The 13,772-nt window shown below is 32.8% G+C and carries 9 protein-coding genes and 1 riboswitch; of the genes, 5 read left to right on the forward strand and 4 right to left on the reverse strand.

Features of this window, described 5'->3' with window-relative positions; genetic code table 11:
- Positions 1–113: 113 nt before the first annotated feature.
- Positions 114–3,632, forward strand: a complete 3,519-nt coding sequence (gene nifJ, locus KQI88_RS06290; RefSeq protein ID WP_216415502.1) for a pyruvate:ferredoxin (flavodoxin) oxidoreductase — start codon at positions 114–116, stop codon at positions 3,630–3,632.
- Between the two features lie 137 nt (positions 3,633–3,769).
- The gene (gene cls / locus KQI88_RS06295) at positions 3,770–5,209 is read left to right on the forward strand and encodes a cardiolipin synthase (RefSeq protein WP_216415503.1); all 1,440 of its coding nucleotides are present in this window, start codon (positions 3,770–3,772) and stop codon (positions 5,207–5,209) included.
- 63 nt (positions 5,210–5,272) lie between these two features.
- Here cls and KQI88_RS06300 read toward each other — a convergent pair whose 3' ends face one another.
- Positions 5,273–5,647: a class II SORL domain-containing protein gene (locus KQI88_RS06300; protein ID WP_216415504.1), complete on the reverse strand. Its 375-nt coding sequence runs from the start codon at positions 5,645–5,647 to the stop codon at positions 5,273–5,275.
- Between the two features lie 157 nt (positions 5,648–5,804).
- The gene (thiT, locus tag KQI88_RS06305; RefSeq protein WP_216415505.1) at positions 5,805–6,431 is read right to left on the reverse strand and encodes an energy-coupled thiamine transporter ThiT; all 627 of its coding nucleotides are present in this window, start codon (positions 6,429–6,431) and stop codon (positions 5,805–5,807) included.
- A 77-nt stretch (positions 6,432–6,508) separates the two neighbouring features.
- Positions 6,509–6,603: riboswitch (TPP riboswitch) on the reverse strand.
- Positions 6,604–6,818: 215 nt separating this feature from the next.
- Here thiT and KQI88_RS06310 point away from each other — a divergent pair.
- The 3 genes from KQI88_RS06310 (at position 6,819) to KQI88_RS06320 (ending at position 10,042) form a co-directional block, all read left to right on the forward strand.
- Positions 6,819–8,822 carry a methyl-accepting chemotaxis protein gene (locus KQI88_RS06310; RefSeq protein WP_216415506.1) on the forward strand — a complete coding sequence of 668 codons (2,004 nt, stop codon included), beginning with the start codon at positions 6,819–6,821 and terminating at the stop codon, positions 8,820–8,822.
- 137 nt (positions 8,823–8,959) lie between these two features.
- Positions 8,960–9,457, forward strand: coding sequence for an SEC-C metal-binding domain-containing protein (locus KQI88_RS06315; RefSeq protein ID WP_216415507.1), 498 nt, complete (start codon positions 8,960–8,962; stop codon positions 9,455–9,457).
- A 99-nt stretch (positions 9,458–9,556) separates the two neighbouring features.
- Positions 9,557–10,042: a dUTP diphosphatase gene (locus KQI88_RS06320; RefSeq protein ID WP_216415508.1), complete on the forward strand. Its 486-nt coding sequence runs from the start codon at positions 9,557–9,559 to the stop codon at positions 10,040–10,042.
- Between the two features lie 18 nt (positions 10,043–10,060).
- Here the strand turns inward: KQI88_RS06320 and KQI88_RS06325 are convergent, their stop codons facing one another.
- Positions 10,061–11,428, reverse strand: a complete 1,368-nt coding sequence (locus KQI88_RS06325; protein WP_246579168.1) for an MATE family efflux transporter — start codon at positions 11,426–11,428, stop codon at positions 10,061–10,063.
- 227 nt (positions 11,429–11,655) lie between these two features.
- The gene (locus KQI88_RS06330; protein ID WP_216415509.1) at positions 11,656–13,623 is read right to left on the reverse strand and encodes a molybdopterin-dependent oxidoreductase; all 1,968 of its coding nucleotides are present in this window, start codon (positions 13,621–13,623) and stop codon (positions 11,656–11,658) included.
- Positions 13,624–13,772 lie beyond the last annotated feature (149 nt).

Here is a 13,772-nt window from a genome sequence, read left to right on the forward strand (position 1 = left end):
AAAGTTGCTCTATAAATTTGCAATTTTTTTTTATATAATAGTATTGTATACAAGACACAAAATTTTGTCTTTTATAGATAATAATTTTAAATATATATTAAGGGGGAATAAAAATGGCAAGAAAAATGAAAACCATGGATGGTAATGCTGCAGCTGCCCATGTTGCTTATGCTTTTACAGATGTAGCCGCTATCTATCCTATCACACCATCTTCAAATATGGCAGAAAACGTTGATGAGTGGAGTGCTAATGGACAAAAAAACATTTTTGGACAAACAGTTCAAGTAACCGAGATGCAATCTGAGGCAGGAGCCGCAGGAGCAGTTCACGGTTCATTATCAGCAGGTGCTTTAACTACAACATTTACAGCATCTCAAGGTTTATTATTAATGATTCCTAATATGTATAAAATTGCAGGAGAATTATTACCAGGAGTATTTCATGTAAGTGCTCGTGCTATTGCTGGACATGCACTTTCAATATTTGGTGATCATTCTGACGTAATGGCTGCAAGACAAACGGGATGTGCTATGCTTGCTTCTGGTAGTGTTCAAGAAGTTATGGACTTAGCAGGAGTAGCTCATTTAACTGCTATTAAAGGAAGAGTACCATTTATTAATTTCTTTGATGGTTTCAGAACTTCTCACGAAATGCAAAAAATTGAAGTATTAGAATATGATGAGCTTGCAAATCTTGTAGATTGGGAAGCTGTTAAAGCTTTCAGAAATAGAGGATTAAATCCAGAGCATCCATATTTAAAAGGAACAGCTCAAAACCCAGATATTTTCTTCCAAGCTAAGGAAGCTGCTAATACATATTACGCTGCTATTCCTGATCTTGTAAATGATTACATGAAGGAAATAACTAAATTAACAGGTAGACACTATGCTCCATTTACTTACTATGGTGCAGAAGATGCAGAAGACATTATTATTGCAATGGGTTCTGTAACAGAAACAACTGAAGAAGTAGTAGACCACTTAAATGCAAAGGGAGAAAAAGTAGGTCTTATAAAAGTACATCTGTACAGACCTTTCTCAGAAAAATATTTCTTTGATGTTCTTCCAAAAACAGTGAAGAGAATAGCTGTACTTGATAGAACTAAAGAGCCAGGTGCACTAGGCGAGCCATTATACCAAGATATTAGAACATTATTCTTCGATAAGGAAAATGCTCCTCTAATAGTAGGCGGAAGATATGGTCTTGGATCTAAGGATACAATTCCGGCTCAAGTTAAAGCAGTATTTACTAACCTTAAATCAGAAAAACCTAAAAATGGCTTCACTATTGGTATAGTAGATGATGTTACAAACACATCTCTACCTGTAGAAGAGGACGTTGTAACTGCTCCAGAAGGAACAATTAGATGTAAGTTCTGGGGATTAGGATCTGACGGAACAGTAGGTGCAAACAAGAGTGCTATCCAAATCATTGGAGATAATACAGACATGTACGCACAAGCATACTTTGCATATGACTCCAAAAAATCTGGTGGTGTTACAATTTCTCACTTACGTTTTGGTAAGCAGCCTATTAAGTCTACCTATTTAATTGACCAAGCAGACTTTATTGCTTGTCACAACCAGGGATATGTATACCAATACGATCTAGTAAAGGGACTTAAAAAAGGTGGAACATTCTTACTTAACTGTATCTGGTCACCAGAAGAGTTAGAAGAAAAACTACCTGCATCAATTAAAAAATATATTGCAGATAACAACATTAATTTCTATATATTAAATGCAACTAAAATTGCATCTGAAATTGGACTAGGTGGAAGAATTAATATGATTATGCAATCTGCATTCTTTAAGTTATCACAAGTTATTCCAGTGGAGGATGCTATTAAGTACTTAAAGGAAGCTGTTGTAGATTCTTACGGATTAAAAGGTGACAAAATAGTTAATATGAATAACGAGGCTATCGATCGTGGTGTACATGCATTAGTTAAGATTGATGTACCTGCTAGTTGGGGTAGTGTAGTTGAAGAAGCTGCTGCTACAGTTGCTCAAGATGAGCCAGATTTTATCAAAAATATCTTAAGACCAATGACAGCACAGCAAGGTGATGATCTTCCGGTAAGTGCTTTTGTTGATATGGCTGATGGATCATTCCCAATGGGAACTTCAAGCTTTGAAAAACGTGGTATTGCTGTAAATGTACCAGAGTGGTATAGCGACAAGTGTATCCAATGTAACCAATGTTCATTTGTATGTCCACATGCAGCTATTAGACCATTCTTATTAGACGAAGAAGAGGTTAAAAATGCTCCAGAAGGATTCAATACAATAAAAGCAACAGGTAAAGAATTTGACGGATTACAATATAAAATCCAAGTAAGTACATTAGACTGTACAGGCTGCGGAAACTGTGTTGACATTTGTCCTGCAAAAGAAAAGGCTATTGCTATGATGCCTCTTGAGCCACAAGTAGAAACACAGAGAGAAAACTGGGAATACGCAAGAACAGTAACAGATAAATCTCATTTAACAAATAAATTCACATTTAAAGGTAGCCAATTTGCTCAACCTCTATTTGAGTTCTCAGGAGCTTGTGCAGGTTGTGGAGAAACTCCTTATGTTAAGCTAGTTACTCAATTATTCGGAGATAGAATGATTGTTGCTAATGCTACAGGCTGTTCTTCAATCTACGGTGGTAGTGCTCCATCTATGCCATATTGTACAAATTCTAAAGGACAAGGTCCAGCTTGGGCTAACTCATTATTTGAAGATAATGCTGAATATGGATATGGTATGTTCTTAGCTGTTAAACAAATGAGAAACAAAGTAACAGACCTTATGACTGAAGCATTAGAACTTAATATTGCTGAAGAATTAAAAGATGCTTTCAAAGCTTGGTTAGAAGGAAAAGACAATGCAGAAGCTTCTAAGAAAGCTACTTATGAGATGTTACCATTATTAGATGCAGCTAAAGGTAATGATGTAATTGATGAAATAATTGAGAAGAAGGACTTCTTAGTTAAGAAATCTCAATGGATCTTCGGTGGAGACGGTTGGGCTTATGACATCGGTTTCGGTGGATTAGACCATGTAATCGCTTCTGGAGATGATGTAAATATTCTTGTTATGGATACAGAGGTTTACTCAAATACAGGAGGTCAAGCTTCTAAAGCTTCTCCAACAGCAGCTATTGCTAAGTTTGCATCTGCTGGTAAGAGAACCAAGAAAAAAGACCTAGGTATGATTGCTATGAGCTATGGCTATGTATATGTAGCTCAAGTATCTGTAGGGGCAGATAAAAATCAATTAATGAAGGCTATGAAAGAAGCAGAAGCGTATAATGGACCATCTATTATCATTGCTTACTCACCATGTATCGCTCATGGTATTAAAGCAGGAATGGGTAAAACTCAAGAGCAAGGTAAGAAAGCTGTTGAGGCTGGATACTGGCATCTATACAGATTCAACCCAGAGTTAAAAGAGCAAGGACAAAATCCATTTACATTAGATTCTAAAGAGCCTACAGCATCATTTAAAGACTTCTTATTAAGTGAAGTACGTTACGATTCATTAGTTAAGACATTCCCAGAAGTAGCAGATATGCTATTCGAGAAGTCTCAAAAAGAAGCTAATGAAAGATATGAAACATACAAGCGTTTAGCTGGAAAATAATATAAACAAGAGAAGCGGGGCTTATGCCCTGTTTCTTTTTGTTAATAAGAGCATATAATGGGTAATAATAATGGAATAATATATATATGAAAATTAGTTATCTATTATTTCTAGATTAGTATTTAGGGGGATTATGGATGAATGTATTTCAAGTTATTACTATACTGTATACAATAATAACTATAATTATTGGTGTAGATGTATTATTAGACAATCGTGATCCTTCTAGTACGATCGCATGGCTTATGGTTTTATTTCTTTTACCAGGAGTAGGGATTTTTCTATACTTATATATTGGACGAAATCATCGTAAACAGAAAACCTTCATTAAAAAAAGAAGAGAAGATTATATTATTTTAAATCATCTATTGAATGAGCAATTAGTATTTACAAACTATGGAGAATTATTTAAAAGAAATTTTAATGATACTAGAGGAAAGATTATCCCACTTCTATTAAATAATACTCGTTCTCCAATTACGGTAAATAATAAGGTGAAGGTACTGCAGAATGGTGAGATAACTTTTTCAGAAATGTTAGCTTCTATTAATAACGCAAAAGAGCATATTCACATGGAGTATTATATTATAAAAGATAGCCATATAGGTAGAAAGTTTCAGCAAGCATTAATAGAAAAGGCACAGGAAGGACTTGAGGTACGTCTCATATATGATGCTGTTGGTAGCTGGAGGTTGAAAAAGAGTTTTCTTAAACCATTAAAAGATGCAGGAGTGCAAATGGAGGCATTTTTACCTGTAACATTACCTTTGTTTGGAAGTAGACTAAATTATAGAAATCATAGAAAGATACTAGTTGTAGATGGTAAAGTAGGATTTGTTGGCGGAATTAATATAGGGGATGAATATTTAGGAAAAAATAAAAATATGGGCTTTTGGAGAGATACCCATCTAAAACTTCAAGGGGAAGCTGTATATGTACTCCAAGGAATATTTTTAGCAGATTGGTACTTTGTTTCTAAGCAAACTATAGATGATTTAAAGTATTTTCCACCTCAAGGATATTGTGGAGAAAAAATTGTGCAAATTGCATCTAGTGGTCCAGATTCCTATTGGGCATCTATCCACCAAGCATATTTTTCTGCTATTAATAGTGCGAGGGATAGACTGTATATTACAACTCCATACCTTGTTCCAGATGAAGGTATTTTACTTGCATTAAAAACGGCTGCATTAAGAGGTGTAGACGTTAGATTACTTCTTCCGATTAAACCAGATCACAAAACTGTATTTTGGGCATCTAAGTCTCATTTTATTGAGTTGCTAGAGGCAGGGGTAAAGATTTATCAATATGGTAAAGGTTTTGTTCATGGAAAAGTATTTATTGTAGACAATAACTTTACTTCTATAGGTACAGCAAATTTAGATATACGAAGCTTTAATCTAAATTTTGAAGTAAATGCCTTTATCTATGATAAAGAAGTAAATTACAAAATAGCTAGAGATTTTATAGAAGATTTAAGGGTTAGTAAGGAAGTTCTGTTAGATGAATATGAAAAAAGGCCCTTTATACACAAGGTTAAAGAGTCTATAGCTAGAGTTTTTTCACCTATACTATAGAAAAAGATCTAGGGAGTAGCACAAAAACCATCCCTAGATCTTTTATTATATTACAAGAAAAAACTATTCTACTACGATTTCTTGGCTGCTTTCCCATACGCCATGGATATTGCAGTAGCTTTGAGCATAAAGAGTACCGGATTTATTTAATTTTACACTAGTGCATCCTACAGGTTCTGTAAAGTTTTCTCCCTCTCCATGAGCTGTAAATGTGAAGTTAGCAAGCTCCACTGGGAATTTTGCGCCTTCTGCATGAAAATATACTTTAAACCAAGATATGTAGTGTTCTAATGTATTTGGATGACCTATTGCATCACCTACAGATACTTTTAATTCAAAAGTTTCTCCTGCCTTTACTTTTTCAGGAGCATGTATTACTGGAACATGTTTTTCACCTTTCCAATCTCCGCTTTGTAAAAATTGACCAAATGTTTTCATTAAAATCATCCTTCCTTATATGTTATGTGTTTAAGTTTAATCATTATAACCTCAGTTATATATATAACCATTATTTTAGTTTTATAACAATTTTATTCATAAAATAAAGAACTACTTTTGCAGTTCTTTATTTTAATATATAATTTTAAACTATTATTTATATTGAAACTTTTTGTATCTGTTTTATAGCATGTTGCACTTGAGGTATAAGACTAATAATAGCACAAATTAATGTATCAGTTCCAATTATTAATCCATTTACTATAAGTGAGTAAAGTAGTGGATTCATACCCTCTGGTGCATAAGAGCCGAAGAAGATAACACCTGATAGGAAACTCATAAAGAATTTACCAAATCCTCCTATAAGACAAGATATAGCAATGTTTTTACGATATAATCCAGCTAGTCCCAAGGCTCCATAGGCTAAAGGATAGTCTAGAAAAAATTGTGCCCAATGTATTATAAATGGATCTTGGATTATATTGATCATACCAAAGGCAAATCCAGCCAAAATTCCAGGACCGGGACCAAACATTACAGCGAAAATAAACATAGGTAACATACTTGCAGGTGTTATACTACCACCTTGTGGGAAACGATATAGACGTATATAGGAAAGAACAAAAGATAGGGCTACACATAAACTCCCATATACTATTACTTGAGTATAATTAGATTTTTGAACCTCTTTTTTTCTTCTAAAAGCAAAGGCTACAGAAATTAATACTAAGGAAGCTAAAATGATGATGGTTATAGGCTTGAGTTCTAGTAATTTTTCAAACATAATAATACATCCTTTCTTTGTATCTATCACTGTATGCATATAAAAAACGTGAAAAGAAAGCCTTTTCACGTTAATAATGTACATAGAATCCGCTTTTCCTACGCAGGTTTTAACCTACAGGTTCTAAGGGTCGGAATACTCCTCTCAGCACATGGCACCCCCAGCGATAAATATTTTTTTCTTTTATTATAACACAATTTCGAAAATAAGTCTTAGATATTTATTTAGAGATAAGTATTATTTTGTTCTATAAAACTAGTACTTTATACCTATATATATATAAATAGCTTATACTATATATAAAAATATTACATAATTCTACAATATATGATAAAATAGTAACATATTTATATATTGGTATTAATTTCTTATTAGGAGGAAAAAACTGTGAAATCTATACGTAAGCAAATTATAATGTTTTTTGGATTGTCAATTACTACTTTATTAGTAATAATGGGATTTTTTGTTTACACACAAGTTAGTGATACTATTATACCTTTAACCGAAAGCATGATAACCCAGGTAGCTGACGCTAGAGATGGAGAAATATCTCAATGGATGCAAGGAAATAGTCATGAAGTTAAAGCAATATCATCAGAAAAAATTATTAGGTCTGGTAATTGGGAAGAAATAAAACCCTATTTAGAGTATAGAGGTACCCAATTAAGAGAAGATTTCTTATTAATGTGGTTTGCTGACTTAGATGGAAATTTTTATACAACAACTGGTGGTTCAGGCAATATAAGAAATAGAGAGGACTATAAGGCTATTGTAGATGAAAAGAAAGAAATGTACATATCTAACCCTATGATATCCGAAGTAACAAAGGAGCCAATAGTAACAATTGTACATCCTGTTAAGGATGAAGGTGGACAATTAATTGGTGTCTTTGCTGGGGTAATAAAAATTGATAAGCTATCAGAAATTGCTAATGATATTAATATAGGAAATAGTGGATTTGGTATGATCATAGACGGTACTGGTTTAGTTTTGGCTCATCCTGATGATGAAATAAGATTAAAATTAAACCTTAATACTGGTTCTGAAAATGGGTATGAGGGTCTAGAAGAAGCAGCACAAAAAATGGCATCTGGCGAGATAGGTACACAAATATATAAAGATGCAAATGATGAAAGAAGTCTTTTAATATTCTCCTCTATTGATAGCACTCCAAATTGGAGTTTGGCTATTAAGGTACCGGTTGATCAAATAAGACAGGGGAGCGATAGTGTTTTAAATACTATTGTTATACTGACATTAATTGTTATTGCAATAACCTTAATTGTATTTTATATTATATCAGGTTCAATAACTAGACCTATAGTTGAAAGTGCAAACTATGCAAAGCAAATTGCTAATTTAGATGCTTCAAAAAATATACCGGATAAACTTTTAAAAAGAAATGATGAAGTAGGTACTTTAGCAGAATCTCTACAATCAATTATAGATAGTTTAAGGGAGTTTATAGGTGCTGTTGGAAATTCTGCAGACCAGGTTTCTGTTTCTTCGCAAATTTTAGCCACTACATCTGAAGAGTCCTCTGTTGCTGCAGAAGAAGTAGCAAGAACAATAGAACAAATAGCTGAAGGGGCTACAGAACAGGCTAAAAACACTGAAGAAGGAGTAAGAAACACTGATGAATTAGGAGAAATTATTGAAGTAGAGTTAGAGTGTATGGTAGAGCTGATGAAGCAGGCAGATGCAGTTATGCAACTAAAGGATGATGGAGCAGCTGTTGTTTCACAATTAACAAATAAAACTAATGAAAATATTAATGCTATTAAAAAAGTACATGATGGAATTATAAAGACAAATGCTAGTTCGGAAAAAATCGATGAAGCAAGTAAGGTTATACAAAGTATAGCAGAACAAACTAATTTATTAGCTTTAAATGCTGCTATAGAGGCCGCAAGAGCAGGTGAAGCTGGTAGAGGATTTGCTGTAGTAGCAGAAGAGATAAGAAAGTTAGCAGAGCAATCTAGTAATTCTACTAAAGAGATCGAAGAAGTAGTTAGAGAGCTACAAAGCAATTCACAGATTGCAGTTGAAATTATTACTAATGTGGCTGAGATTACTAGAGATCAGGAAAATAGTGTTGAAATGACTAAAAATGCTTTTGATGGAATTTCAGATGCTATTATAATGACAAAAGCGATGATGAATGAGTTAAACGAGGCTAGCAAAAATATGGCAGAAAAGAAGGACGAGATAATAGGAATTATTCAAAATCTATCTGCTATAGCTCAGGAAAATGCAGCTGCAACTGAAGAGGTTTCTGCTTCTACAGAAGAACAATTAGCTTCCATGGAGGAAATTTCTAGTGCTAGCAATGACATGGCTAACTTATCTAATGAATTAAAAGAAGTAATTTCAAAGTTCAAGATTAGCTAATATATATTTTATTAAATAAAAAAGAAATATAAAATAATTGGTAAGAAAATCAAAACTATAGGAATATAGTTGAAAGGATAAATACAATATAATATAATAATAACGGTCAAAGTTTATTTAGAGAAGGAGAAAGAGAAATGAGCTTATATAGTCAATGGAAACAAATTGCCTTTGAACATACAGAGGAACAGCAAGCAGTTAAGTTCTGGAACGAATATTGTGCAGTAGAAAAAGCGATATATGAAAAAGTTTTAGAAGGTCCTACAACTACTATAAATGGGATACTTGCTGGCTTGGCAGAAGAATATGGAGTTGACAATGTTACTTTTGTAGGATTTATTGATGGAATCAATACTAGTCTTCAGTCAGAAATCAATTTAGAAGAGTTAGATGAAAATAGTACTGTAGAGTTAAACATCGATTTAGAAAAGCTGTATTATAATATGTTAGAGGCTAATGCTGAATGGCTTTATACTTTACCTCAGTGGGATAATATTTTTACTGAAGAAAAGAAAAAAGAAATCAAAAAATCCTATAACTCTACTAAAACTGTAGTTAAAGAAGACAAAATAGGTAGAAATGAAGTGTGCCCTTGTGGTAGTGGCAAAAAATATAAGAAGTGTTGTGGTAAATAACTAGTATATATCAGACTGTCTATAGATTAGTAGGCAGTCTTATTATTTTGGATAGCAGTATAGAAATTTTGGGTATGCTATATAGAATGGAGGATTAAAATGGATTTAATTAAATTATATGAAATACAAAAGCAACTAGATGATCGTATACATAGAGAACATGAACTTAATGATAAAAATCTTATTCCATATAAAATATTAGCTCTGCAGGTAGAGTTAGGAGAATTAGCTAATGAAACTCGTTGTTTTAAGTTTTGGAGTAATAAAGGAGCTTCTTCTAAGGAGGTTATTTTAGAGGAATATGTAGACTGTCTTCATTTTATTTTAAGTATAGGCTTGGATAGTGGATTAACAAATATTAATTTAAAGCAAATTAATAATTCTAATGATCTAATAGATCAATTTCAAAATATATTTACCCGCATTATTACATTTCAATATGAGCCTGTAATAGATAACTATGAAAAGTTATTTAATCATTTCCTATTATTAGGGAAAAAATTAGATTTTACAGAGGAAGAAATATATGCCTCTTATTTGGAAAAGAATAGAATTAACCATCAAAGACAGGATGAAGGATATTAAGTAATAAAGAAGAAGGCACTAAGCAAGTGCCTTCTTCTTTATTATTTGTTCTTGCCATTTGCCACTTAGATAAACTATAAGACCAAAAATACAGATTAATCCATTACTAAGTACCATAGCATACCAAACACCACTAGGGCCCCACTGCGTATATTTTTTAAATAACATAATCATTGGAATGCGTATACCCCATAGACGACCCATATCCATCATCATAGCATATATAGTATGGCCAGAGCCTTGGAAGGTACCTACAAACACTTGGAAGAATCCCATTAGTGGTAATGATGCAGATATAAGTCTTAAGTATTCTGTACCTTGTCTAAAAACTTCAGGATCATTCTTTACAAATATTGATACAATATTTGGAGAAACAGTAAATAAGATGATACCACCAACAATCATAAATATAGTAGAAAGTTTCATTGATGTTTTAAAAGCTAATGTAGTCCTATCTTTTTTATTTGCACCTAAGTTTTGACCAATAATAGTAGCAAGAGCATTGCCAATTCCCATAACAGGCATTAATATTAGGGAGTTAATTCTATTTCCTATTCCAAAGGCTGCTAAAGTATCTGCTCCGTATGAAATTACAAATCCATTTAAAATAACAAATCCAAAAGCTGCTGCCGATTGACCTAAGGAAGCAGGTAATCCAATACTAATAATTTCACCAAGGGTTTTTCGATCTAATCCTAAATTGTTTTTGTCTAAATAAATTCCGTTTTTCTGGGCAAATAAAGTGTAAATAGCGTATAATGCAAAAATCATTCTAGATAAAACCGTTGCTATTGCTGCTCCTTTAATACCCATTCCAAAGGTAAATATGAATATTGGGTCTAAAATGATATTAAGAATTACACCCATTACATTTAAAACCATAGGCGTAACTGTATCTCCTTGACCTTGCTTTATAGAAGTGTAAACAAGAAAGAGGAACATACCTGGGATTTCCCAAAACATAATTGATAAATATTCAGTGCTATAGGTAAATACATCACCATTTCCTCCCATAGCCTTTACTATGTAGGGAGTAGAAAAATAACCTATAATACCAAGAATAATAGATAAAATTACAGAAAAGCTAAACATCTGTGTGGCCACTCTTGTTGCATCTTTTTCTCCGTTAGAGCCAACATACTGAGATATTAAAGCAGTTCCAGCAACATTAATACCTGTTCCCACGGATAGGGTTAAAAAAATTACAGGGAATACTAATGTAATGGAGGCCATTTCTAGGGTTCCTAGCTTGCTTACCCAATAAGTATCTGCTAGATTGTAGAGGGTTTGGACCAAATTGTTAAACATAATTGGGGCCGCTAAGGTTAATATAACCTTAGACATGTTTCCTTCTAAGATGAGTTTTTGTTTTTCTTTGTAGTTCATCCTTCTTTAGGCAAAAGCAGTACCCATTTCAATATGGGATGTATTGCCAACTCCTTTCTTTTTGAAAATCCATTCTATTACGTATAGGAAAGTATAAGACTTATTAATATATACTTTCCATAAAATGCATTTCAACAAAAGCTTCTCCAATTTAAAAAGCTTTGATAGAAGCCTTTGTTCATGTATTTAGATACGCTAAATATATTATAGCAGATTTATTTAAAAATTCAAAAACCTTTTTTCTTTTCGATTTTACACATACAGTTGTTAAAAACGGCTTGATTTCCAATATCGGATATACCCATTGGTGTTAAATTATTTACCCCTTGATTCTTCAACCACCATCCCTCGTATATCATTAACACATTTTGGCTTACTCCTTCATTTATAGATGCTACACAAATTATACTTCCGTTTTGGGATGATAATATGATTTCTTCTCCATCATCTATATTGTATTCTTTAAAAGTTTGGCTACTTGCATATACTTTAGGTAATGTTCCAGAGTGCTCATCTATAAAATGCTGAGAATGTAAAGAGTGTTTAGGATGTAATGTTAATAGATGTAGTGGATAATTATCATTTTTGTAGGAAATAAACTCTAAGTCATCTTCAATTGGATTAATAAATTGAAATTTTTTAGAAGGTGTAGCAAAAATCTTGTTTTTCCAAGGTATATTATTTCCATCCAGTTTTAATCTTTTTCCCTTCATATCTTCTAATGAAAGGCCAGTATCCTTTAATAAAGGAGCTAAACTTCTTTCCAAATAGGTTTTTTCATCGGGATATTTTTCTAAAAAGCCTATCATGTTCATTTTTTTAGCTAGTAAGTTAAATATTTCAAATTCACTTTTTACATTTTTGCGGGGTGGCAGTACCCTTTCTGTATAGTAGAAATAAGAGTGCCACATTGATGAAGAAATAAAATCTTCCTCCTCATAAATGTGAGTACATGGTAGTATATAATCTGCCAGTTGAGCTGTATCGGTTAAAAAGTGATCAATAACAACTTTAAAAGGAATAGATTTAAAAGCTTCTATTGTTTTTGTAGTGTTTGGAAGTTGCAATACTGGATTACTCATTGTTACGAATATACCTTTTATATTGCCAGGGTTATCTTCTAAAATATATTGTGAAAAAAGGGAGCGCTTAAATCTAGGAAGCTCGTAGGGTAGTTTATTATCGACATAATTGTTATCAATCCATCTAGAAATATATCTATTGGCATATGTAACACCTCCACCTTCAACACCTATGTTTCCTGTTAAAGCACCTAGCGCATCTATGAGCCTAATATTTTTACCACCATTATAGTATCGTTGTAGACCATAGCCTAAAATAATAGAAGATGGTTTATTTTTAGCATATAGGTCTGTTAATTCTTTTATGTTTTCTAATGAAAGACCAGTTTTATCTATTAAGTCATTTAAATTAAGACCTTTAACATATTCAAAATAACTATGAAAGCCATTGCTATAACTAGCTACAAAGGTAGTATCATATAGATTTTCTTCAAGTATCAGTTTTGCCATAGCCAATGCCAAAAAACCATCAGCCTCTGGACGTATTGGGTAATGATGAGTAGCCATTTGAGCAGTTGCGGTTTTAATAGGATCTATAACTACTATATTGGCTCCATTATCCTTAGCCTTTTTCAAAAAAGGTACTAGATGCATATTGGTATAAACAGGATTTCTGCCCCAAACTATAATAGTTTTAGAGTTCAAATGATCTGCTGGATCGTGGCTTAAAGCCCTACCGAAGTCTAAGGTTTGGGCAGCTATTCCGGCACCCCAGCATAGACTACCTTTAGGGGAGGTAACACCTCCATAACTATTAAAAAATGCAGTATCTATATTTTTTAATAGACCACTATGACCAGAGTCTCTATAGTGTATTAGGGAATTGGAACCGTAGTTGTCCTTTATATCTTTAAGCTTAGAAGCAATTTCTTCTATAGCTTGCTCCCAGCTGATAGAAATCCAATTATCATTTATTTTTTTCATAGGACTAGTTATTCTATTTGGGCTCATTACTCTTTCGATATGATTAATGCCTTTTTGACATAAAAATCCTTTTGTAATAGGATGGTTAGGATCACCTTGAATTTTGATAACTTCATCTCCATCCATAGTTATTTCTATAGCACAGACATCCCAACAGTCCAAGGAACAGGCAGTTTTAATTTTCTTCACAAGTATCTTCCTTTCTACATTCGTATCCTATCATCTTTCTATATTACGTATATATAATTATATCAATTGATTGGCAAAAAAAATAGATAATGGATAAATACGCACCAAATAGTCGAACTATTTTGACTTATATATACAATCCATGTAAA

The organism is Alkaliphilus flagellatus, assembly GCF_018919215.1.
In the GTDB taxonomy this organism is placed as follows: Bacteria; Bacillota; Clostridia; order Peptostreptococcales; family Natronincolaceae; genus Alkaliphilus_B; species Alkaliphilus_B flagellatus.